This window comes from Gordonia oleivorans, from assembly GCF_040044975.1.
GTDB lineage: Bacteria > Actinomycetota > Actinomycetes > Mycobacteriales > Mycobacteriaceae > Gordonia > Gordonia oleivorans.
The window spans coordinates 488,320-511,587 of record NZ_JBDZDI010000001.1; the positions used below are offsets into that span (position 1 = coordinate 488,320).

Here is a 23,268-nt window from a genome sequence, read left to right on the forward strand (position 1 = left end):
GCCCTCGATCAGAGGCGGCAGCTCAATTCGACCGAATCACCGTGCTTGCCCGGCAGCGGGACGCCGGTGTAGTCGCCGCCGGCCCGCACAACGTCGAGATACGGTGCGGCGCCGGGACTATCGGTGTTGTCGGCGAGGATGAGCGCACCCGGACGCAGCCGCGGTTCGAGCAAGGCCAGGATCTCGGTGTAGAGATCCTTCCACCCGTCGAGGAGCACGAAACCGATCTCGTCGGTCACCGTCGTCAGCGTCTCACGCGCGTCGCCCTCGAGGACGGTGATGAGGTCGTCGAGACCCGCGTCGGCGAAGGTCGCGCTCGCGGCGGCCACCTTCTTGCCGCTGAGTTCGGTGGTGTAGAGATGACCGGACCCGTTGTCCCGCAACGCGGACGCGATGAAGAGAGCCGACACACCGTAGGACATCCCGAATTCGACGACCACCGATGGGCGCGCCGCGCGGATCAGCGAGTAGGCCAGCACACCGGTGTCGCGGCCGATCGCCATGTAGCGATCCGCCATGGCATCGGCGTGCTCCTGAGGACTGAGCGCATCCATCGGTGGCGCGCCGCCCGGGCGCGGCCCCGGCGGACGCCCTCCTTGGCGGGCGCGTTCGTAGAGTTCGTCGAGGATCGAGCGGACGGGTTCGGACTGCAGTGTCGACGCCATGTCACCACGATAGGTTCGGGAACTGTGAGGCGGCTGTCAGTGCCCTGGACTCGGCCACCTCAGGCCCGCTGCGGCGTCTCCGGCGGGATCGCGGCGAGCAGCCTGCGGGTGTAGTCGGTCTCCGGGTCGTGCAGAATCCTTGTGGCCGGACCGCTTTCGACGACCCTGCCGTTCTGCATGACCGCCACGGTGTCACTGATCTGCTCGACGACGGCAAGATCATGCGCGATGAACAGGTAGGTCAGGCCTTTCTCGGCCTGCAGACGCGCGAGCAGCTCGAGGACCTCGGACTGTACCGACACGTCCAGCGACGCGGTCGACTCGTCGAGGATGAGGACCTCCGGGTCGGAGGCGAGAGCCCGTGCCAGACAGACTCGTTGACGTTGCCCGCCGGACATCTCGTGCGGGTAGCGACCCAGATACGAGCCGTCGAGGCTGACGTCGCCGAGCAGTTCCTCCGCACGCTCGCGCAGCGCGCCCTTGCCGGAGACCAGGCCGTGGGTGCGCAGCGGTTCGGCGATCGAGGCGGCCACGGTCATGCGTGGATCGAGTGAGGCGCCCGGGTCCTGGAAGACCATCGACACCCGTCGACGCAGGACCGCGGCATCGTGACCGCGCACGCCGACCGCGTCGATGGTTCGGCCGTCGACCCGCACGTCGATGCTCCCGTGCACCGTGGTCCCGCCGCCGGAGGTGATCAGCCCGGTGAACACGCCGGCGATGGTCGACTTCCCCGACCCGGATTCGCCGACGATCCCCAGGGTGGTGCCTTGTGCCACATCGAGATCCACGTCGCGTACCGCATGCAGGGTGTCGCGACCCGTGGTGCGTCGCATGGTGAAATCGACCCCGAGGCCGCGCATACTGACCAGTGCGGGCGACGTGTCGTCGGTGTCGGATTCGGGTTCGGCGCGGTCACCGACCTTGCTCAGCAACGGCCGGGATTCGAGCAGGGTTCGCGTGTACTCAGCACGCGGGTTGGCGAAAACCTCGTCGACCGTGCCGGTTTCGACGACGGAACCCGAACGCATGACGAGGACACTGTCGGCGATGCGTCCGATGACGCCGAGATCGTGGCTGATCCACACCACCGCCATCCCGCGTTCCCGCTGGAGTTCGGCGACCAGGTCGATGATCTGGGCCTGGGTGGTCACGTCGAGTGCGGTGGTCGCCTCGTCGGCGATGAGGATCTCCGGGTCGCAGGCGAGTGCAATGGCGATCATCACCCGCTGGCGCTGCCCACCGGACAGCTGGTGCGGGTAGGCGTGCAGTTTGCTCTCCGGATCGGGCAGGTTCACATCGCGCAGCAGTTGCAGCGCCCGTTCTCGCGCTTGCGATTTGGTGAGCTTCAGGTGCCGACGCGGCCCCTCGGTCAGTTGCGATTCGACGGTGAGCAGCGGATTGAGACTCGACGACGGGTCCTGGAAGACGAATCCGACACGGGATCCGTGCACCGCGCGCAGCGTCGCATCGGAGGCGCCGATGACCTCGGTGTCGCCGATGCGCGCCGAACCCGAGATATGGGCGCTCGGCGCGTCGAAGAGTCCGGTGGCCGCCAGCACCGACAGGGACTTACCCGATCCACTCTCGCCGACGATGCCGAGGGTCTCCCCCTTGGCGACACTGAAGCTGTTGCCGTGCACGATCTCCCGTGGCCCCACGCCGACTACGAGGTCGGTGACGGTCAGGACCGTCTCGGCGGAGTCGTCGGTGTCGGAGTCGGCGACCGGGGTGACGGTCGCGCGGGTCACCGTGGGGTGGCGCCGCTTTCCGCGGTTGCGGAGCAGGGTGCGTTGGCGTGGGTCGAGGACGTCGCGGACACCGTCGCCGATGAGGTTGAACGCGAAGACGGTGAACAGGATGGCCAGGCCGGGGAACACTCCCATCCACCAGGCGCTGGTGATGAATCCCTGCGCGTCGTAGAGCATCCGGCCCCACGACGGTTCGGGTGGTTGCACTCCGAGGCCGAGGAACGACAGTGCCGCCTCGCTGAGGATGGCGAATGCCAGCGAGATGGAGGTCTGCACGACCACCGGACCCGAGATGTTGGGCAGCACATGACCGAACAGGATGCGTGGCGTTCCGACACCCATGGTGGTGGCGGCCTGCACGAACTGTGTCTGGCGCACCCGCAGCGTGTCGGCGCGGGCGACGCGGGCGAAGATCGGGATGTAGACGATGCCGATCGCGATCATCGCCGAGGTGACGCCGGGACCCAGGATCGCCACGATCGCCAAGGCCAGCAACATGACCGGGAAGGAGAAGACGACATCGACGATGCGCATCAGGACCGTGTCGACCACACCACCGGCGAAGCCGGAGAACATCCCGAGGATCACGCCGACGATCAGGGAGATCGCCACCGCCACGACGGCCACCCGCAGGCTCACCGACGCGGCGAGGACGACGCGTGAGAACACGTCGCGGCCGAGGTCGTCGGTGCCGAACAGATGCGACCAACTCGGTGCCGCGAGCGCGTCGGGAACGTCGATGTCGTTGGCGCCGTAAGGCGCGATCCACTGCCCGAAGAGCGCGCAGATGATCACGACGAGGATCACGACGAGCCCGGCGACCGAGGCCGGGTTGCGCAGGAACAGCCGCCAGGCGGAGTCGGTCGGCTCCGGCGCTGCGGCGGTGGGCTCGTCGGTGGCGGGCTCGTCGGGGGTGGGCGGGTTGGTCGTGGTCATGACAGCCGAATCCTGGGATCGATGACGGCGTAGAGGATGTCGACGATGAGGTTGATGATCAGGAAGATGGCGGCGATGAGCAGGATAGCGCCCTGCAGGACCGGGTAGTCGCGGGCGGCGACCGAGTCGTAGACCAGGCGCCCGAGTCCGGGCCAGGCGAAGACCACCTCGACCACGATCACACCACCGAGCAGCGTGGCGAGCTGGATGCCGGAGATGGTGAGCACCGGGACCAGCGCGTTGCGTCCGATGTGGGAGACAAGGATTCGCCTGCGGCTGAGCCCCTTCGATTCGGCGGTCATGACGAACGGCGAGTTCGCGGCGTCGAGAATGGCGGTGCGTACGTAGCGGGTCATGATCGCGCCGGTGACCATGCCGACGGTGATCGCCGGGAGCACCAGGTGTTCGATCCACGGCACGAACCCGGCCGAGAGTGGCCGGTATCCCGCCGACGGCAGCCAGCCCAACGCGGTGGAGAACACCGCGATCAGCAGGATGCCCATCCAGAAGTCGGGCACCGAGATCCCGAACTGGGACACCACGCGAATACTGTTGTCGGCCAACCGGCCTTCACGCAGCGCCGCCCAGGTGCCCAGCGGGATGGCGATCACCAGGGCGACCACGATCGCGGCCAGGGCGAGTGCGATGGTCGCCGGCAGTCGGGAGAGCAGCAGGTCGGTGACCGATTCGCCGTCGCGGAAGCTGACGCCGAGGTCGCCGGTGAAGACGTTGCCGATGTAGTGGACGAGCTGGGTCAGGGGCGGCTGGTCGAGTCCGGACGCCTGACGTAGAGAATCGTAGGCCTCAGGCGTGTACCGGGTACCCAGGGCGATGCGGACGGGATCACCGGGCACCACCTGGATCAGCAGGAACACCACCACGATCACGCCCAGCAGGACGATGGCGGTGTAGAGCAACCGCAGCAGGATGAAACGCACCAGCGGCCAACCGAATCCGTTCATACGCTCTGACTCCGATCCAGGTGTGCGCCACGGAAGCGGATCGCCTTGTCGGATCGGACGGTGTAGTCGAGCAGGGCGCTGGTGTAGGCCTGATTGGCCGACGGGTTGTACAGGTAGAGGTAGCTGACGTCGTCGGCGATGCGGGTGGCGGCGTCGGCGTAGATCTGCTTGCGCCGAGGCATGTCGAGTTCGACCCGGCCGGCGTCGAGAAGGCGATCGACCTCGGGGTTGGCGTACTTCTGTGAGTTCGACGTTCCCTGCGAATGATGTTGGGCGTAGTAGTAATCGTCCGGGTCGAGGTTACCGAGCCAGCCGAGCAGGAGTGCATCGAAGGCCCCCTGTGACTGGCGGTCGAGCCACACCCCGAAGTCGAGTTGCTCGATGGTGACGTCGATGCCGACGTCGGACAGGTTGGAGGCGATCACCTGCGCGGCGGTCACGGTTTCGGGGTATTCGGTGGTCACCATCAATCCCATGGACAAGGAGCTCGCCCCGGCCTGCTTCAGCAGTTCACGCGCCTTCTCGGTGGCGGCATCCCGATCCAATCCATCGATATAGCGGTCATATTCGGCGAACCAGGGACTGGTCTTCGGGATGGCCAGCTGGTTGGGGGTGGCCGTGCCGTAACCCACGACCTGGGCGATGGACTTGCGATCGATGGCGTAGGCAACGGCCTGGCGGACCCTGGTGTCGTCGAAGGGTTTCTTGGCGAAGTTCATTGCCACGTACCAGTAGTCGTTGGCGACCACACTGCCGACGACGACACCGTCGGTGCTCTCCAGAATCCGGAGTTGTTGAGCGGGAATGGAATCGGTCCAGTCGATCTCACCGGACCGCAGCGCCGAGACGGCCGTGGTCTGTTGGGAGATGAAGCTGTAGGCGACGCCGTCGACCTTCGGCGCACCGTCCCAGTAGCCGGGGTTGGCCTTGAGGACGATGGAGGTCCCCGGTGAGCCCGAGTCGTAGGAGAACGGGCCGGTGCCGATCGGATGGGTGGCGATTTGTCCGGATTCAACGTTGCGGCGGTTGACGATCGCCACTCCCTTGAAGCTGCCGATGGTGGACAACAGGTTCGGGCTCGGCGCCGTGGTGGTGATGACCACGTGCTCGTCGTCGGGTGCGGTGATGGTGGCGATGTTCTCCAATCGCCATGCGCTGGAGAGTTCTTCGTCGATGATCCGGCGATAGGAGTACACCACGTCCTGGGCGGTCAGCGAATCCCCGTTGTGGAAACGGACATTCGGTCGCAGGGTGAACGTCCAGACGGTGGCATCCGGGCTGACCTGCCACGACTGCGCCAACGCCGGTTGCATCTCGAGTTTCTCGTCCGGTTCGACGAGTGTGTCAAAGACGTTCTCCAGCACCTCGAATGAGAAGTACGAGCTGGTCTTGTGCGGATCGAGTTGGTCGGGCTCCCCGGCGATCGCCGCCCGAATCGTGTTGTCCGAGCCCGCCACACCGGAGCCGGAGGGCGCGCAGGCGCCGAGTATCGTCGCACCGGCCACGCCGGCGCCTGCCGCGCCAGCCACCGAAAAGAAGCGGCGACGACTCATCCCGGCAGCGAAGAAGTGGGCGGAATCGACTGATGACCTGCACGTTCGGTGCTCCGAGGTCATTGCGACAGCGATCCCTTCCGCGCCGAAGCACTTGTGGACGTTGCCTTTCACTCTGCCCGCGGATGGATGGCTGTGCAACCTCGGCGTGTCACATCATGGGATCGGACATGGCGAGCTTCGACGTTGCGGCCGGCGTCGATGGGTCGTGTTGGAGGAATTGGGTTCTACAGCACCACTATTCGCCGACACGACCCATCTTTGGCCACGGAAGGAAGGCGTCAGCTGTTGCTGCGCACCTCATTTCGCTTCGGCAGCACCCACCCCGGCCGCGGGAAGTGGCAGGTGTACCCGTTGGGGTAGCGCACCAGGTAGTCCTGATGCTCGGGCTCGGCCTCCCAGAACGGGGCCGCCGGCTCGATCGTCGTGACCGCCTTGCCCGGCCACAGTCCGGACGCGTCGACGTCGGCGATCGTCTCCCGTGCGATGTGCTCCTGCTCGGGTGTCACCGGGAAGATGGCCGACCGGTAGCTGCTGCCCACGTCATTACCCTGACGGTTCCTCGTCGACGGATCGTGGATCTGGAAGAAGAACGCCAAGATGTCGCGGTAGGTCGTGCGTGTCGGATCGAAGACGATCTCGACGGCTTCCGCATGTCCGGGGTGATTGCGGTAGGTCGGATGATCATTGCTGCCACCGGTGTAGCCGACGCGGGTGGCCACAACCCCGGGTTGGCGACGGATGAGGTCCTCGACGCCCCAGAAGCATCCGCCGGCGAGGACGGCGGTCTCGGTTCCTGGCGTCGTCGTGATGCGTCCGGTGTCATTGGGGCCACTGGTCATGATGGATTCTCCTCGGTGGTGTCGGTTGTCGTGTGAGTGCTCGTCGGGTCGTCGAACAGTCGCCGGTACTGCCCATACCCCTGCTCCTCGAGTTCGGCGACGGGGATGAAGCGCAGCGCCGCCGAGTTCATGCAGTAGCGCAGGCCGCCGTCGGCGCGCGGGCCATCGGTGAAGACGTGACCGAGGTGGCTGTCGGCGTGGGCCGAACGCACCTCGGTGCGGGACATGAACAGCTTGCGGTCGGTGCGGGTGGTCACCGCGTCGTCGCTGATGGGGCGGGTGAAACTCGGCCAGCCGGTGCCACTGTCGTACTTCTCGGTCGAGGCGAACAACGGCTCGCCGGACACGACGTCGACGTAGATGCCGGGCTCGTGGTTGTCCCAGTAGGCGTTACGGAACGCGGGCTCGGTGCCGTCACGCTGCGTGACGCGATACTGGTCGGCGGTGAGACGGCTCACGGCCTCGGGTGTGCTGCGGTAGTCGGACACTTCTCTCCTCTCCGGTGCGCCGCTGGCTGCGGCGTCACAGAGAAGAACATCGGGGCGTCCCGATTTGGTCCCGGGGTCTGTTGATCGGAGGAAGCACGGGTCTTATGCGGAGTTCCCGCAAGAGAGCCCCGGCCAGGACGTGAAGGTCGGCGGGTGACCCATTTGTCTTATCCCGTCCACCGCCTTGTTATCTTGGGCAACTTGTTTTGCTTGGGATCGCTATCATGGAAGGTATGGCAGTGCCGAAGACGCGTAGGCCGCAGCGACCTGGTCGCACGGTGAAAGTGGCGGGCCGCAGGCACGCTGTACGGGCACCCGACAAGAAGGTGCCCATCACCTCGCCCGCGGGTCGACGCAACGGCGGGACAGCATTCGACAGCAGCGACGAGTCGTCCTCGGCCGGGTTCGACGAGGCGTTGGCCACCGCTCTCCGTGCCGCATCCCCGCAGACAAAGGAAACCTTTGTTCGCGGACTGCGAGGCGGCGCGCCGGATATCGACAGCGACCTGTGGGGGCCGGCGCCGACACCCGCCGAACGGGACGAGGACCTGCTCGCGAACTTGTCTCGTCAGTACGCGGCGCGTCACGCGACGCTCGTCGCCGCGATTGGAACGAGTGAGGCCGCGGAGCTCCTCGGCATCTCGACTCAAGCTGTGCTCGATCGTCTCCGCGGGCACGATTTGATCGGGCTGAAAGATGGTCGGCAGTGGCGGTTGCCGGCGTGGCAGTTCCGGGCAGACACTGCGCGCGGACATCTCGACGGGCTGGCCCGGTTGCGTGAGGTGTTCCCCGGTGGTGTCGTCACATTGAGCCACTGGATGACACGCCCGAACGCCGACCTCGACGGGGCCACACCCGCCGACGCTCTCGCCACCGACCAGATCGCCAAGGTCCTTGCTGCGGCGAGAGCCACCACCGCCGCGGCGTGGTAGTCGACCTCGCCACGCCACAACGCCCCCTCCCGGCCGCGGGTTTGTCCTGGACGTGGCAGCCCCGTGGGACGGGCGGGGCGTGGACGTGGTGCCGTATCTACCATCGGTCACGACATACTCCCGACGGCGTCACTCACCGCCGGTTCGGGCCGCTACACCGGTTCGATCACCACACTCCGGCAGATCCGCCGGGGATATGTCCGCGTGGACGGTCTGTGCTCTACGTCGCCACCAACCTCGCAACTGCACTCGGAGAAGTATTCGGGGACTTGAGTATCGCGGAGATCTGCCCCAACTACCGCGTGGCGATCGTTGGCCCACGCTCACCGATCGACCTGCTCGATCTGCGAGGACAGGGCGCCGCCATGCGTATCGGCGCGCTACCCTCGCTCGCGACCGGTGCGTACGCTCGCGACCTCACCCAGCAGTGGGCTCGAGCCATCCATGAGGATCAGCCCGCGCCGAACCGCACTGTTCATGGTGTCTACTACAACGCGGCACACTCGAACGGACCTGCTCTCGCACTGTGGGACACCGACAGCATGGTCGAAACCCTTCACAGTGGCTCTGCGCCACAAGATTTCGCGTTGTCCGACCCACCCTTGTGGCCGCGGATAGTGCACGCCGCGGGCACGATCTCCCTGGCGGTCGCAACCGTAAGCGCTTGCGCCAGCTGCTGATCGCGGTGGCCTCACGGTGTCATCGGATCGGTTGCTGCTCGACCCGGGCCGAAATCCTCCACGCTGCGAATCAGCCCAAGAGGTCTGCTCCGGGGTTGATTCAGTCGTTGCGAGCTCGACGATGTCCGGACGGTGTCCATCCGGTACCCGACGGGCCGAGCAGTGCGCGCCGAATGTCCGTGCTGCGCATCGGTAGCGCCGAGACGCGGAACCACCCGGGGTCGGCCAGAGTTGCCGCCGCCAGCAGGATCACCGCGACACCGGCAAAGACGAAGAACGCAGTCGTTCCGCTCGCCGCCACCGCGTCGTAGGCGATGTGCGCGACGATCAACCCACCGAGAATCCGACGATCTGGCCACCACCAGTAGATCAGCGCCGAGGCGAGCGCCCACGGCAGCATCCACCAGACACCGATCACGTTGTAGTACAGGTGATATGCGATGCGGAGCGCGACGAGAGTCCAGATGGCACCCACCGTCGACACCCGATAGAACCGCAAGATCACCACGGGGACGGCGAGGACGATGATCTCCTCACCGAATCCGGCGCCGACTGCCCACCACAGCGATGCGGCGAGTCCGCTGTCCATCGCAGTGCCGGAACTGAAGAGGTGCAGACCGTCGATCGCCGGCACGATCACGAGCACTCCGAACACCACGGACGCCATGACGAACCCGACCGATCCGAGTACGGTCGCGGCGGGCACGCACTGAGGCGACCATGGACCTGATCCGATCCCGGGCCACCAACGTCGACAGACCCGCAGCGCGGCGAGCAACACCAATACCACGATGACTGTGAATACGGTTGTCTGCTGGGCGATTTGAGTAGTCACCTCGAAATCACCGCCGACGTCGGTGTCGCCGAAGCTGAACAGCATCGTCAACGAATAGAGGATGGACGCACCGAAGACCACCAGATACGTCCCGACACTGAACCCCAGGGCGATACACAGCTGCGCCACGCGTCGTCGGCGAATGGCGCGCCGCCGATCCCAGTCCACCCCGTCCGACACCGCCCACCAATCCCGAATCGTAAAGTTCCAGTCCGGCACATTAAATCACGGTGGGCTGGGTCGTCGCCAAACGGGACGCGCGTGACGACCGCACACTCACGCGGGTCCTGTTCGCCCGCGCGGCACCCCCACACCCATGCGGTCATTGCAAAACGGGCGTGAGCACGCAGCAACCGCGTCGACGAGAACCAGGCGCGTGAACCGCATCGGGGTGCACGGAGGGCGCATGGAACACGTGAAAGTTCGCCCGCACCCGCAGCTAGCTGCGGGTATACGTTGCTCCCCCACCAGGACTCGAACCTAGAATGCCTGAACCAAAATCAGAAGTGTTGCCGATTACACCATGGGGGAATACTGCGGACACGATTGTGCCACAGGCACCGCGCGTGCTCCGCATCGATTCCCGCTCGCTCGTTTGCTTCCCGCGCACTCATATCGGTGCGCGGGAAGCAAACGGTTGCGCGGGAATCCGCCGGGGTCAGTCCTTCGGGCCGCCGGCGACGTAGATCACCTGGCCGGACACGAAGCCCGCACCCTCGCTGATGAAGAACGACGCGGTGTGCGCGATGTCCTCCGGAACGCCGGTGCGGTTGACCGGAATCTGGCTCGCGGCAGCCTTCTTGAAGTCCTCGAAGGGCACGCCGACACGGGCGGCGGTGGCCGCGGTCATCTCGGTCTCGATGAAGCCGGGGGCGATCGCGTTGGCGGTCACGCCGAACTTGCCGAGCTCGATGGCGAGGGTCTTGGTGAAGCCCTGCATGCCGGCCTTGGCGGCGGAGTAGTTGGCCTGACCGCGGTTACCGAGCGCCGAGGTGCTCGACAGGTTGACGATGCGGCCCCAGCCGGCGTCGACCATGTGCTTCTGCGCGGCCTTGGTCACGTTGAACGCACCGCGCAGGTGGACGGCCATGACGGCATCCCAGTCGTCGACGGTCATCTTGAACAGCAGGTTGTCGCGCAGGATGCCGGCGTTGTTGACGACGACGGTCGGCGGGCCGAGCTTCTCCACGATGGTGTCGACGGCGGCCTTGACGGACTCCTCGTCGGCGACGTTGGCGCCCACACCGATCGCGGTGCCACCGGCGTCGGTGATGGCCTTGACGGTGTCGGCGGTGGCCGCCTCGTCGAGGTCGAGCACGGCCACGGCGAGGCCGTCGGCGGCGAGTCGCTTGGCCACGGCCGCTCCGATGCCGCGGGCCGATCCGGTGACGATTGCTGTCTTCTGAGCGCTCATCGACTTCCCTTCATTGGTGTTCGTCGAGTGTGATGTGAGTCCCTTTGGTTCTATCAGGCACGATGCGCGCCGGGGTACGGGGTCCGACCCGACCACGGATGTCGCTACTATCGGGCCGTTGCCGCGCTGCAAGGCAGCACCTGGCCGCCGCGCACACCTCTTGCGCCGGGCCGGGCCGCCGAGAGGACCGGAGGCCTCCTTTGACATCGACGTCACCCACGACCGCCGTCATCGTTCTCGCGGCCGGTGCGGGCACCCGCATGCGGTCCAAGACACCCAAGATCCTGCACACCCTGGCCGGACGGACCCTGCTCGGGCACAGTCTGCACGCCGCCGCCGGAATCGCTCCGGCGTATCTCGTCACCGTGGTCGGACATGAACGTGAACTCGTCACCGAGGAGGTCACCCGCGTCGGCGAACGCCTCGGGCAGACCATCCTCACCGCCGTGCAGGACGAACCGCACGGCACCGGACACGCCGCGCAGGTCGGCCTGAGCGCGGTGCCCGAGGACTTCGACGGCACCGTCGTCATCACCGCCGCCGACGTCCCGCTCCTCGATTCCGACACCCTCGCGACGCTGGTGGACACGCACACCGCCGACGGTGGCGCGGCGGTCACGCTGACGACGTTCGTCGCCGACGATCCCACCGGCTACGGACGCATCGTCCGCGACCGGGACGAATCGGTGCAGGCCATCGTCGAACACAAGGACGCGACCCCCGAACAGCAGGCGATCACCGAGGTCAATGCGGGTGTTTACGCCGCCGACGCCGCCACCCTGCGGGCCGCTCTCGGGGAACTGTCCAACCACAATTCCCAGGGTGAGTATTACCTCACCGACGTCGCGGAGATCGCCCGCACAAGGGGCGAGGTGGTCCGGGCTTTCACCGTCGACGACCCGATGCTGGTCGCCGGCTGCAACGACCGCGCCCAACTGTCCGAACTCGCCGCCGAACTCAACCGCCGCATCGTGCGGCGCCACCAGCTTGCCGGTGTGACCGTCATCGACCCGGCCACCACCTGGATCGACGTCGACGTCACCATCGAAACCGATGTGACCATCGACCCGGGAACCCAACTGCACGGGCGCACCACGGTCGCCGAGGACGCCGTCGTCGGCCCGGACACCACTCTCACCGACGTGGTGATCGGTGCCGGCGCCCACGTCATCCGCAGCCACGGCAGCGACGCGGTCATCCACGACGGCGCCTCCGTCGGCCCCTTCGCCTACCTGCGGCCGGGCACCGAACTCGGTCCGCACGGCAAGATCGGCACCTTCGTGGAGACCAAGAACGCCGTCATCGGCGCGGGCTCGAAGGTGCCGCACCTGACCTACGTCGGCGACGCCCGTATCGGTGACGAGTCGAACATCGGCGCGTCGAGCGTGTTCGTCAATTACGACGGGGTGAACAAACACCAAACGGTGATCGGTTCGAATTGCCGCACCGGGTCTGACAACATGTTCGTCGCACCCGTGCAGGTCGGTGACGGCGCGTACACCGGTGCGGGTACCGTCGTGCGGGAAAACATCCCGGCCGGCGCACTCGCGGTGTCGGCGGGCGTACAACGCACGATCGAGGACTGGGTGATCCGGAAGCGGCCCGGAACCTCGGCGGCCACGGCCGCCGAGGCGGCCGGCGAGCAACCCTCACCCCCGACCACCGACTGACCGAGCACGACCCACCAGCCCCACCTCGAGTAGAAGAGTTTTCATGACCTGGACCACCGACAACCAGAAGAACCTGATGCTGTTTGCGGGGCGCGCGCACCCGGATCTGGCGCAGGCCGTCGCCGACGAGCTGGGCATCAAGGTGACGCCGCAGACGGCGCGCAACTTCGCCAACGGCGAGCTTTTCGTGCGCTTCGAGGAGTCGGTGCGCGGTTCGGATGCCTTCGTCCTGCAGAGCTGCCCGGCACCGCTCAACGAGTGGGTGATGGAGTCGCTGATCATGATCGACGCCCTCAAGCGCGGCTCGGCCAAACGCATCAGCGTGATCCTGCCCTTCTACCCGTACGCCCGCCAGGACAAGAAGCACCGCGGTCGTGAGCCCATCTCCGCACGCCTCATCGCTGATCTGATGAAGACCGCCGGCGCCGACCGCATCATCACCGTCGACCTGCACACCGACCAGATCCAGGGTTTCTTCGACGGCCCGGTGGATCACATGCACGCCCTCGGGCAGCTCTCGGATTACGTGCGCGGCAAGTACGGCACCGACAACATCGCGATCGTCTCCCCCGACTCCGGCCGCGTGCGGGTCGCCGAGAAGTGGGCCGACGCCCTCGGCGGCGCCCCGGTCGCGTTCATCCACAAGACCCGTGACCCGATGGTCGCCAATCAGGTTGTCGCACACCGCGTCGTCGGCGAGGTCGAGGGCCGCACCTGCGTGCTCATCGACGACATGATCGACACCGGCGGCACCATCGCCGGTGCGGTGAGCAAACTCAAGGACGCCGGCGCCGGTGACGTGGTCATCGCCACCACCCATGCGGTGTTCTCCGACCCGGCCGCCGAGCGGCTGGCCAACTGCGGCGCAACCGAGGTCATCGCCACCGACACCCTGCCGATCCCGGAGGAAAAGCGGTTCGAGCAGCTCACCGTGCTCTCCATCGCCCCGCTGCTCGCCCAGACCATCCGTGAGGTCTTCGAGAACGGGTCGGTGACAAGTCTTTTCGACGGCATCGCCTGACACCGGGCTCATCTGAGCTCATCGGGACCGACGGGCCGTCGTCGACGATAATCGTCGACGACGGCCCGTTGTCGTGTCGCCCCCGACGTCCACCCTCGACGAGGAGACACATCACCCGTGCCCGAGGAAACCCGCACCGATTCGGTGGTGACCGCGCGCGACTGGGCCGCGGTGACCGCACTGGGGTTGGCCGTCTTCACGATCACCACCACCGAGATCATGCCCATCGGCCTGCTCCAGCCGATGGCCGCCGATCTGGGCGTGTCCGAAGGTCTCATCGGACTCACCGTGACGGTGTTCGCTTTCGTCGCAGCGGTGGCCGCACCGACGTTGTCGTCGCTGACCCGCCGCATCGACCGCCGCACGATCGCGCTGGCGGTGATGGCGGTGTTCGTGGTCGGCAACACCCTCACCGCACTCGCCCCGAACTACGCGACGCTGGTGATCGTGCGGGTGGTGATCGGCGTCGCCCTTGGCCAGATGTGGACCATCGTCGCACCGACCGCGGTCGCATTGGTCTCCACCCGTCATGCGGTGCGCGCCAACACCATCGCTTTCTCCGGCGTGTCCATCGCCTCGGTCGCCGGGATGCCGTTGGGCACCTTCATCGGTCAGCTCGCCGGCTGGCAGAGCGCCTACTGGGCGTTGTCCGGATTGTCGGCGATGACGGTGGTCGCACTCGCCGTGTTCATGACGCCGGTCGCACCGGCCGGAAGCCTGTCCCTGCGTCGACTGCCGTCGATGCTGCGCGAACGCAACCTGCGCGTCACGATCATCATCACCGCACTCGTCATCACCGGCGCCTACGCCGCCTACACCTATGTGACGCCGCTGATCGTGGACACCATCGGCATCGACGCCGACCTGGTGAGCGCAGTGCTGCTGGCGATGGGTGTGGCCGGGGTCGCGGGCAACTTCGCGGCCGGCGCCTTCCTCACCCGGACCCGCTCGATCCGCGGATCCCTCGGCGTCCTCGTGGGCCTGCTCGCCGTCGCCCTGGTCCTGGTGGTCGCCACGTCGTCGCTCACCCCGCTCGTCCTGATGGTGTGGTCGGCGGGCTACGCGGCGATCCCCATCGGCCTGCAGACCACGGTCTTGCGGGTGGCGCCGGCACATCGGGAAGCGGCCACCACCATCTACTCGACCACGTTCAACCTCTCGATCGGTCTGGGCGCCCTCGTCGGCGCCGTGGCGATCGACCGCGCGGGCTCCCTTGCCCCGACCCTGATCGGCGCGATCTGCGCGGTCGCGGCCCTCGCGGTGACGTTGCGGTTGCCGACTAGGGTGTAGTCCGTGGACGCGACCATCTATCACAACCCGCGATGCTCGACCTCTCGCAAGACGCTGCAGAAACTGCGCGACGCCGGGATCGAACCGAGCGTCGTGCGCTACCTCGACGAACCGTTCACCCGGGAACAACTCGACACGTTGCTCGCCGATGCGGGGCTCACCGCAGCTCAGGCGGTGCGTAAACGGGAATCCCTGTACTCCGAACTCGGTCTCGCCGACGCCGACGAGGAGACACTGCGTGAGCAGATGGTCGCTCATCCGATCCTCGTCGAACGTCCCTTCGTGGTGACGGACAAGGGCACTCGATTGGCCCGCCCCGTCGAAAGTGTCGACGAGATCCTCTGACACTCGCGCACGACAATCCGGACATAGCTCTCGTCGTTCTCGACGCCTGTCATCCCCTGTGCTAGAACAGCAATGATCAATTATTTAGCAAAGCTAACTAGATAGGGTGTGTCATGTGCGGTATCACCGGATGGCTCGGATTTCACCACGATCTGCGCGACGAACGTCACGTCATCGACGAGATGACGGCGACGATGACCCGGCGAGGTCCCGACGACTGCGGCGTCTTCATCGACACCCACATCGGCCTCGGTCACCGTCGGCTCGCGATCATCGACCTGCCGCTCGGCCATCAACCGATGACCGTCGAGACCCCCGACGGCGTGGTGGCCATCGTTTACAGCGGCGAGACGTACAACTATCGGGAACTGCGCACGGAATTGCGTTCGCGGGGACACCATTTCATCACCGACTCCGACACCGAGGTGGTGTTGCACGGCTATCTGGAATGGGGTGCACACCTCCCCTACCATCTCAACGGCATGTTCGCCTTCGCAGTCTGGGACGGCCGTACCGACGAGTTGACGATGGTCCGAGATCGACTGGGAATCAAGCCGTTCTACTTCTCGGAGACCACCGACGGGGTGATCTTCGGGTCCGAACCCAAAGCACTGCTGGCCAATCCGCTCATCGGTCGCGACGTCGACCTCGACGGGCTGCGCGAACTGTTCGCGATGACCAAACAACCGGGCTGGGCGCTGTGGCGTGATATCCGCGAACTCGAGCCCGGTGCGATGGTGACCGTCAACCGCAACGGATCGCAGCAGCGGACCTACTGGACACTGCCCGCGCGCCGGCACCGCGACTCCCTGGATCTGACCATCGACACGGTGCGCGATCTGCTCACCGACACCGTCGATCGCCAGCTGATCGCCGACGTTCCGCGGTGCGTCCTGCTCTCCGGCGGGCTCGACTCCAGTGCGCTGACCGGTCTGGCCGCCAAGCATCTGGGTGCCGAAGGGCAACGGGTGCACAGCTATTCGGTCGACTTCGCCGACCAGGAGGCCAACTTCACCCCCGACGAGATGCGTGACACCAACGATTCCCCATATGTCCGGGACGTCGCCGCGCACGTGAGATCGATGCACCGCGACGTCGTCCTCAATCCCGCCGATCTCAGTGATCCTGACGTACGCCGGGCCGTCATCGCCGCGCGGGACATCCCTGCGGGCATCGGCGATATGGACACCTCGCTGTACCTGCTGTTCCGGGCGATCCGGGAGGAATCGACGGTCGCCTTGTCGGGCGAGTCGGCCGACGAGGTGTTCGGCGGCTACCGCTGGTTCTTCGACGAGGCCGCCCGCACCGCACATACGTTCCCGTGGTTGGCATTTCAATCGTCGATCACCACCGGCCGCGACGCGCTGCTCACCCCGGACCTGCGCCGCACCCTCGACCTCGACGCCTACGTCGACGATCAGTACTCGGCCGCGCTCGAGGCGGTCCCCGTCGTCGACGGCGAGACCGGCGACGAACGCCGGATGCGCGAGATCTGCCACCTACACCTGACCCGAATGGTGCGGATGTTGCTCGATCGCAAGGACCGCGCCTCCATGGCGGTCGGACTCGAGGTGCGGGTGCCGTTCTGTGATCATCGACTCGTCGAGTACGTGTACAACACCCCATGGGCGTTCAAGACCTTCGACGGCCGGGAGAAGAGCCTACTCCGCGAGGCAACTCGACATGTGTTGCCGCAGTCGGTGATCGGTCGCACCAAGAGCCCGTATCCGTCGACGCAGGACGCGAAGTACGCGGAGTCGCTTCAGCAGCAGCTCGCCGACGTGGCCGCCGACCGAGATCACCCGGTGTTCTCGCTCGTCGATCACGACTGGGTGAGCTCTGCCGTCGGCGCCGATGCCGCGTCGCTGACCGGGGCGAACCGGACCCAGCTCGATCGCACTCTGGACCTGTACCACTGGATCGACATGTATTCGCCGACCCTGCATCTGGTCTGAGGCGGGCATCGGCTCAGATGGCCAGCACCAGCCTGACCACGCCGAAGATCAACCACCCGGCGAGTACGAGCTTGGCCACCGGATTCCAGATCAGCCGTTCGAGTTTCGGCGGCTCCCGGTGCCGAACGCGTTGTGCGATCGCCACCGCGGCCAGCAGCAGCAACCCCACCAGCAGCGGCAGTCCGAACGGGTGTGCCGCAAAGGACTGCGCCCAATCACCATGGGCGCCATACACCCATGACCGGGTCAGGCCGCAGCCCGGGCAGGGAAGACCCGTCGCCAGCCGGAAGGGGCACAGGATCGGGCCGTCGTCGATGTGGTGGGGACTCAGCGCGAGAGCGACTCCGAACCCGACGACGCCGATCGCACCGGCCACCTCGCTGGGGGCGAGCCGGTGGGTTCGAGTGGGAACGGATACGCTCATCGATCCGCTCTGTTCAGTCGCGCAGCGGGCGGTTGTTGACGTCGGGCACCTTGCCGACCAGCATGAGGATGCCGTCGATCAACGGCCAGATCGCGCCGAAACCGCAGGTCAGCCACGTGACGGCGATCTGCGCGATGCCGATGCCGGTGTATCCGAGGTAGAAGCGGCCGACGCCGAAACCGCCGAGGAACAGTTGCAGCAGTCCCGCGGTGAGTTTGCTCTTGTCGGAGAACAATCCGGGTACCTGGACGGCCGGGAACGGGTACGGGGCGTCCGCCGAGCGGACCGGCGTGCTCGCCTGCAACTGACCCGAGACCGCCATGTACTGCAGTTCGGGAAGGCTGAGGGGACCCTGCTCCTGACCGAGGATGTTCACGTAGAACGCTCCGGTCGGCTGGGGCCCGTAGGGTCCGGGTTGCTGATAGGCCATGGCGTCGATGCTAGGCCAGCGGCCCTGTCGCACGCAGAACCCGCGTCGTGTGTTCGTCGGGCAACGGCCGCACCACCGCGGGCACGACGACGCCGAGCAGCCCCTTCAGCAGCGCCTTGGTCATGTCGAAGTAGTCGAAGTAGTCGCGCCACACAGTGATCTGGGCGTCGACGATCTCGAACCGCCCGCACACCCAGAACTGCAGGATGAGCCGCCCGAGCCGGATCTCGTCGACACGTTCGGTGAGAACCACACCCGACTCTTCGTCGGCGCTCACATTCACCATCCGGTAGTTGAACGAGGCGGGCGAGGCATCGAACTGTGCGAAGATCCTCTCGACCTTCGACCGTCCGCGAATGGTCGGCGTCGAGACGTTGGTGAAGGCGATCCGATCGGCGACGTCGATCATTCCCGCGGCGCTGTCCCCGCGGGCGAGTGCGTCCAGGAATCCGGTGACAATGTCGATCGGGGTGCGTGAGGTCATGGCCGTCAGTATGCCGCCCGTCACCCTCCCCCTGCGTGAATATGACATCTGCGCAGTTCATCGGCTATTCTTTTCGGGTTGTCTCGGCGAGGGTGAGTGATCACCGTGATCGGCGCGGCCACGCTACGTCTCCTTCACTGCGCCCCTCGAGTGCGCCGCGTCGGTCGTGATGTGGGTGTCGGCGCAGGTCCGCACCGAGAAGCACCGACCGGTCGCCACCGCGGCCCCGCACGAAGGAGATGCCCCCATGGCAAATGAGACCGCCACCCTGGCCGTCACCACCCGTACCGAGAAGGGCAAGGGCGCCGCACGCCGCGCCCGCCGCGAGGGCCTCGTCCCCGCCGTCCTCTACGGCCACGGCACCGACCCGCAGCACCTGAACCTGCCGGCCCGTGACCTCGCCACGATCCTGCGTAACAACGGCACCAACGCCGTCATCGACCTCGACATCGAAGGCGCCAGCCAGCTCGCGCTGACCAAGCAGGTCGACGTCCACCCGATTCGCAACTACATCGAGCATGTCGACCTGCTCGTCATCAAGCGCGGCGAGAAGGTGACCGTCGAGGTCAACATCGTCGTCGAGGGTGACGCCGCCCCGGGCACCCTGGTCGTCCAGGACGCCAACACCGTCGAGATCGAGGCCGACGCGCTGTCGATCCCCGAGCAGATCACCGTCGACGTCGAGGGCAAGGAAGTCGGCGTGTCGATCCTCGCGTCGGACCTCGATCTCCCCGAGGGCGTCACCCTGGTGACCGACGCCGACACCCTGATCGTCGCCGTCAACGAGGCTCCGACCGCTTCCGATCTCGAGGATGAGGCCGCCGAGGCCGGCGCCGAGGTCCCGTCCGAGGGCGAGTCGGAGTCGGAGTAATCCGTCCGGTAGCGACTCCCTGGAGTCACGACACGTGAAACTCATTGTCGGGCTGGGTAATCCAGGACCGAAGTACGAGAAGACACGACACAACATCGGCGCCATGGTCGCCGATCGTCTGGTCACCTCCGCCGGTGGGCGGTACTCGGTGCACAAGCGCTCCGGCGCAGAAGTGGCATCGGTACCGCTCGCCGGCGGTTCGGCGTTGGTGGCCAAGGCACGCACCTTCATGAACACCACCGGCCGTCAGATCGGTCCGCTGGCGAAGTTCTACTCCGTGTCACCCGAGGATCTGATCGTCCTGCACGACGAACTCGACATCGATTTCGGGCTGGTCCGGCTCAAGCGGGGCGGCGGCGAAGGCGGCCACAACGGCCTGCGCTCGATCAGCCAGGCCATCGGGACCCGCGACTATCTGCGGGTCCGGCTCGGCATCGGCCGCCCGCCGGGACGCCAGGATCCGGCCGACTACGTCCTCAAACCCTTCCCGTCGGCGGCCCGCGCCGAGGTCGACCTGCTCATCGAGCACGGCGCCGACGCCGTCGACCTGCTACTGCGACACGGCCTGGAGGCCGCCCAGAACACCGTGCACGCCTGGTGACACCTGCGCACGGCCCCGTGTGATGTCACGATGAGGTATGTCGGATGCGACGTTGAGTCTCATCGTGCTCGCTGTCACGGTGGTGCTGTTCGTCTGGAATCGGCTGCCGGTGACCATGGTCGCCATCTCCTCGGCACTGGTTCTCTACGCGTTGGACCTCGTCGATCTGCCCACCATGACCTCGGGCCTCGGGCAGAGCGTCATCGCCTTCATCGCCGCACTGTTCGTGGTCAGCGAGGGCCTCGAGGCGTCCGGGATCACCGCATGGGCCGGTCGCCTGCTCAGCAACCTGGCGGGGACCGGTCGATTCCGGGTGATCGCCGCCATCATGATCCTCGCCGCCTTCCTGAGTGCACTCATCACCGTCAATGGGGCGGCCGCTGCCCTGGTGCCGGTGACCGTGTCGGTGGCACGCCATGCCGGGCTGCGGCCATCCAAGGCGCTCATTCCGCTCGCGTACGCGGCCAGTGCCGGATCGATGTTGACGTTGTCGGGAAGTCCGGTGAACGTGATCATCGACGAGGCCGCCGACATCAACACCGGTTCGGGATTCGGCTATTTCGAGTTCGGGCTGGTCGGTGTCCCGTTGGTGGTGGTCACCATCGCGATCACCGCGACCATTGGCCATCGTCTGCTGCCGATCCGCGAATCCCTCTCGCTACCTGCCGATTTCAGTAGCTATGTGTCGACGGTCGTCGACCACTACGAACTCGACGCCTCCGGCGCGGGTGATCAGACCTTTCGTCTTCATGTGGGCCCGGAGTCACCGGTGATCGGGTCGAGTCGTCGGCGACTGGAGTTGGCCGACGGGTTGCGCGCCGTGGGCGTGCAGGGGCAGTCCGGTAAGGTCCTCTCGTCGGGCCACGAACTCGCGGTCGACGACGTGCTGGTCGTGTACGGCCGACGTGATGTGGCCGAGAGTTTCGCGCGCGCAAACGATCTCACCGTCGAAGACGTGATCGGCCGACGCCGCAACAGGGGCCGATTGATCGATCGGGACCTCGGGGTCAGCGAGGTGGTCATCCCACCACGCTCGGAGTGGATCGGGCGCAAGGCCTTTCCCGGAATGGTCCGCGCCGAGGACGGACTGCTGGTGTTGTCGGTGCGGCGTTTCAGCTCCGACGTGGGACCGAAGTCGGTCGAACTCGCCGAGGGTGACGCACTGCTCGTCCACGGGCCGTGGCGGGTGATCGACGCACTCGCCGACGACCAGAACCTGATGGTGGTGGCGTCCTCCGAACAGCTTCGCCGCCAGACCATTCCGCTCGGACGCAGCGCCCCGCGCGCCGGTCTCATCCTGGTCGCGATGATCGTGTTGCTGGCAACCGGGGCGGTCCCACCGGTGGTGGCCGGCCTCCTCGCCGCCGTCGCGATGGTGCTGACCCGGGTCATCGCCAGCGAGCAGGCGTACCGCGCGATCCCGTGGCAGACCCTGGTGTTGATCGCCGCGCTGATCCCGATGTCGGAGGCGATCACCGACAGTGGTGGCGCCGAACAACTCGCGAAGCCCATCGTCGATCTCGTCTCCGGGCACAGCGCCTACGTCCTGCTGGTCGCGCTGTTCGTGCTCACCGCGGCGCTCGGCCAGTTCATCAGCAACGCCGCGACGGTGTTGATCGTGATCCCCGTAGCGCTGGCGGCGGCCGGCGATCTCGGCGTCGACCCCCGAGGCATCTTGATGCTGGTGTGTGTTGCCGCGGCCGCCGCAGTACTGACCCCGATCGCCACGCCGGCCAACATGATCGTGATGAATCCCGGTGGCTACCGGTTCGGCGATTACTGGCGCCTCGGCATCGTCATCATGGCTGCGTGGCTGGTGACCAGCGTGCTCCTGGTACCGGTGTTCTGGCCGCTGAGCTGAAACGCGCGGCCGAGTTGATGCACCAGCGAGTTGATGAACCGCAGCGTGTGACGCGCCGAACGCCGGGACCATCGGCTCACGTGCGGCGCCCGGCCGACCGCATACACTCTCCCACGGCGCAACCCGAAGGAGAGACACGTGGGACAACTCGCGGTGAACACCGGACATCAGAATGTGGCGATGCTGGGCATCGGTGCCTACCGTCCCCGACGGCTGGTCAGCAACGACGAGGTGTGCGAGGTCCTCGACAGCACCGACGAGTGGATCTTCGAGCGCAGCGGCATCCGCAATCGGCGCTGGATCAGCGGTGACGAGTCGGCGCGGTCGATGGCCGCGGCGGCGGCCGAGCGCGCCATCGCGAACTCGGGGGTCGACAAGGAGAAGATCGGCGCGCTGATCCTGGCCACCAACAGCTGGAAGACGAAGATCCCGCACGGCGGCCCGATCGTCGCCTTCGACATCGGCCTCAACGGCATTCCCGCCTACGACGTCGCCGCCGGGTGTGGTGGGTTCGGGTACGCGCTCGGCGTCGCCGCCGACACCGTCCGCGCCGGGTCCGCCGAGTTCGTGCTGGTGGTCGGTGTGGAGACGATGTCGGTGGTGATGGATCCGACCGATCGCAACACCGCCTTCATCTTCGGCGACGGTGCCGGCGCGGTGGTCGTCGGACCGAGCGAGGAGAACGGGATCTCGCCAACCGTGTGGGGTTCCGACGGTGAGAACGCCGAGGCCATCGGCCAGAACTACGACATCCCCGAGTACATGGACCGCGCGCAGGAGTTCCAGCACAAGGACCCGGAGACCGATCCGGTCGGCCGGATGGTCGTGACGATGCAGGGCCCGCGGGTGTTCCGGTGGGCGGCCATCACCCTGCCCAAGGCCCTGGCCGCCGTCATCGACACCTCGGGGGTGTCGGTGGACGACATCGAGGTGTTCATCCCGCATCAGGCCAACGCCCGCATCAACGAACTGATGAAGAAGAACCTCGGCTTCCCGGACGATCTGCCGATGGCGGGCGACATCGAGAACACCGGCAACACGTCGGCGGCGTCGATTCCGCTTGCGATGGAGGAGATGCTGGCCACCGGCAAGGCCAAGGGCGGGCAGACCGCCATGCTCCTGGGCTTCGGCGCGGGCCTGTCGTATGCGGGTGCCATCGTCACGTTGCCGCCGGCGCCCGCGGTGAGTAGTTTCGACGGGCTCGACTGACCGCCGATCCTGTTCCCGCGCAACCGTTTTACTTCCCGCGCAGCCATTT

At 66.4% G+C, this 23,268-nt stretch carries 22 protein-coding genes and 1 tRNA gene; 11 read left to right on the forward strand and 12 right to left on the reverse strand.

Features of this window, described 5'->3' with window-relative positions; translation table 11 throughout:
- Positions 1–8: 8 nt before the first annotated feature.
- From ABLE92_RS02145 to msrB, 6 genes are all read right to left on the reverse strand, one after another.
- Positions 9–665 (reverse strand): O-methyltransferase, encoded by a 657-nt coding sequence (locus ABLE92_RS02145; protein WP_348802891.1) that lies wholly within the window; start codon positions 663–665, stop codon positions 9–11.
- A 59-nt stretch (positions 666–724) separates the two neighbouring features.
- Entirely contained in the window at positions 725–3,352 is a 2,628-nt protein-coding gene (locus ABLE92_RS02150) for a dipeptide ABC transporter ATP-binding protein (RefSeq protein ID WP_348802892.1), read from the reverse strand.
- Positions 3,349–4,314 carry an ABC transporter permease gene (locus ABLE92_RS02155; RefSeq protein WP_348802894.1) on the reverse strand — a complete coding sequence of 322 codons (966 nt, stop codon included), beginning with the start codon at positions 4,312–4,314 and terminating at the stop codon, positions 3,349–3,351. Before ABLE92_RS02155 ends, ABLE92_RS02150 begins: the two co-directional genes overlap by 4 nt.
- Entirely contained in the window at positions 4,311–5,867 is a 1,557-nt protein-coding gene (locus ABLE92_RS02160) for an ABC transporter substrate-binding protein (protein WP_348802896.1), read from the reverse strand. Before ABLE92_RS02160 ends, ABLE92_RS02155 begins: the two co-directional genes overlap by 4 nt.
- Positions 5,868–6,148: 281 nt before the next feature.
- The gene (gene msrA / locus ABLE92_RS02165; protein WP_348802897.1) at positions 6,149–6,709 is read right to left on the reverse strand and encodes a peptide-methionine (S)-S-oxide reductase MsrA; all 561 of its coding nucleotides are present in this window, start codon (positions 6,707–6,709) and stop codon (positions 6,149–6,151) included.
- Complete coding sequence (gene msrB, locus ABLE92_RS02170) at positions 6,706–7,197, reverse strand: peptide-methionine (R)-S-oxide reductase MsrB (protein ID WP_348802898.1); 492 nt, start codon at positions 7,195–7,197, stop codon at positions 6,706–6,708. Before msrB ends, msrA begins: the two co-directional genes overlap by 4 nt.
- Positions 7,198–7,430: 233 nt before the next feature.
- On the opposite strand from msrB, the gene ABLE92_RS02175 reads away from it, so the two are divergent.
- Entirely contained in the window at positions 7,431–8,129 is a 699-nt protein-coding gene (locus ABLE92_RS02175) for an antitoxin Xre/MbcA/ParS toxin-binding domain-containing protein (RefSeq protein ID WP_348802900.1), read from the forward strand.
- Positions 8,123–8,809, forward strand: coding sequence for an RES family NAD+ phosphorylase (locus tag ABLE92_RS02180; protein WP_348802901.1), 687 nt, complete (start codon positions 8,123–8,125; stop codon positions 8,807–8,809). The genes ABLE92_RS02175 and ABLE92_RS02180 overlap by 7 nt, the downstream gene beginning before the upstream one ends.
- 100 nt (positions 8,810–8,909) lie before the next feature.
- Here ABLE92_RS02180 and ABLE92_RS02185 read toward each other — a convergent pair whose 3' ends face one another.
- The 3 genes from ABLE92_RS02185 to ABLE92_RS02195 form a co-directional block, all read right to left on the reverse strand.
- Entirely contained in the window at positions 8,910–9,824 is a 915-nt protein-coding gene (locus ABLE92_RS02185) for a hypothetical protein (protein ID WP_348802902.1), read from the reverse strand.
- A 279-nt stretch (positions 9,825–10,103) separates the two neighbouring features.
- Positions 10,104–10,175 (reverse strand) — tRNA-Gln (locus tag ABLE92_RS02190).
- A 127-nt stretch (positions 10,176–10,302) separates the two neighbouring features.
- On the reverse strand, positions 10,303–11,058 hold the full coding sequence (locus ABLE92_RS02195; protein WP_348802903.1) for an SDR family oxidoreductase: 756 nt from the start codon (positions 11,056–11,058) through the stop codon (positions 10,303–10,305).
- A gap of 200 nt (positions 11,059–11,258) precedes the next feature.
- Between ABLE92_RS02195 and glmU the strand changes: the two genes are divergently transcribed.
- From glmU to asnB, 5 genes are all read left to right on the forward strand, one after another.
- Positions 11,259–12,728, forward strand: coding sequence for a bifunctional UDP-N-acetylglucosamine diphosphorylase/glucosamine-1-phosphate N-acetyltransferase GlmU (gene glmU, locus ABLE92_RS02200; protein WP_348802904.1), 1,470 nt, complete (start codon positions 11,259–11,261; stop codon positions 12,726–12,728).
- Positions 12,729–12,771: 43 nt separating this feature from the next.
- Positions 12,772–13,749: a ribose-phosphate diphosphokinase gene (locus ABLE92_RS02205; protein WP_348802905.1), complete on the forward strand. Its 978-nt coding sequence runs from the start codon at positions 12,772–12,774 to the stop codon at positions 13,747–13,749.
- A gap of 117 nt (positions 13,750–13,866) precedes the next feature.
- Positions 13,867–15,039: an MFS transporter gene (locus ABLE92_RS02210; RefSeq protein ID WP_348802906.1), complete on the forward strand. Its 1,173-nt coding sequence runs from the start codon at positions 13,867–13,869 to the stop codon at positions 15,037–15,039.
- Between the two features lie 3 nt (positions 15,040–15,042).
- Entirely contained in the window at positions 15,043–15,384 is a 342-nt protein-coding gene (arsC, locus tag ABLE92_RS02215; RefSeq protein ID WP_348802907.1) for an arsenate reductase (glutaredoxin), read from the forward strand.
- 113 nt (positions 15,385–15,497) lie between these two features.
- Positions 15,498–17,339, forward strand: coding sequence for an asparagine synthase (glutamine-hydrolyzing) (gene asnB, locus ABLE92_RS02220; RefSeq protein WP_348802908.1), 1,842 nt, complete (start codon positions 15,498–15,500; stop codon positions 17,337–17,339).
- 13 nt (positions 17,340–17,352) lie between these two features.
- Here the strand turns inward: asnB and ABLE92_RS02225 are convergent, their stop codons facing one another.
- The 3 genes from ABLE92_RS02225 to ABLE92_RS02235 are packed head-to-tail and all read right to left on the reverse strand — an operon-like array spanning position 17,353 to position 18,677.
- Positions 17,353–17,763: a DUF2752 domain-containing protein gene (locus tag ABLE92_RS02225; RefSeq protein ID WP_348802909.1), complete on the reverse strand. Its 411-nt coding sequence runs from the start codon at positions 17,761–17,763 to the stop codon at positions 17,353–17,355.
- Between the two features lie 13 nt (positions 17,764–17,776).
- A complete protein-coding gene (locus ABLE92_RS02230; protein WP_348802911.1) occupies positions 17,777–18,193 on the reverse strand; it encodes a TM2 domain-containing protein in 417 nt (138 codons plus the stop codon).
- A 10-nt stretch (positions 18,194–18,203) separates the two neighbouring features.
- Positions 18,204–18,677 carry a limonene-1,2-epoxide hydrolase family protein gene (locus ABLE92_RS02235; protein ID WP_348802912.1) on the reverse strand — a complete coding sequence of 158 codons (474 nt, stop codon included), beginning with the start codon at positions 18,675–18,677 and terminating at the stop codon, positions 18,204–18,206.
- A 247-nt stretch (positions 18,678–18,924) separates the two neighbouring features.
- Between ABLE92_RS02235 and ABLE92_RS02240 the strand changes: the two genes are divergently transcribed.
- The 4 genes from ABLE92_RS02240 to ABLE92_RS02255 all read left to right on the forward strand — a co-directional run bounded on the left by ABLE92_RS02240 (position 18,925) and on the right by ABLE92_RS02255 (position 23,219).
- The gene (locus ABLE92_RS02240) at positions 18,925–19,548 is read left to right on the forward strand and encodes a 50S ribosomal protein L25/general stress protein Ctc (RefSeq protein ID WP_348802913.1); all 624 of its coding nucleotides are present in this window, start codon (positions 18,925–18,927) and stop codon (positions 19,546–19,548) included.
- A 34-nt stretch (positions 19,549–19,582) separates the two neighbouring features.
- Positions 19,583–20,149 (forward strand): aminoacyl-tRNA hydrolase, encoded by a 567-nt coding sequence (gene pth, locus ABLE92_RS02245; protein ID WP_348802914.1) that lies wholly within the window; start codon positions 19,583–19,585, stop codon positions 20,147–20,149.
- Positions 20,150–20,186: 37 nt separating this feature from the next.
- Positions 20,187–22,010, forward strand: a complete 1,824-nt coding sequence (locus ABLE92_RS02250) for an SLC13 family permease (RefSeq protein WP_348802915.1) — start codon at positions 20,187–20,189, stop codon at positions 22,008–22,010.
- A gap of 180 nt (positions 22,011–22,190) precedes the next feature.
- Positions 22,191–23,219: a beta-ketoacyl-ACP synthase 3 gene (locus ABLE92_RS02255; RefSeq protein ID WP_425476248.1), complete on the forward strand. Its 1,029-nt coding sequence runs from the start codon at positions 22,191–22,193 to the stop codon at positions 23,217–23,219.
- Positions 23,220–23,268: the final 49 nt, after the last annotated feature.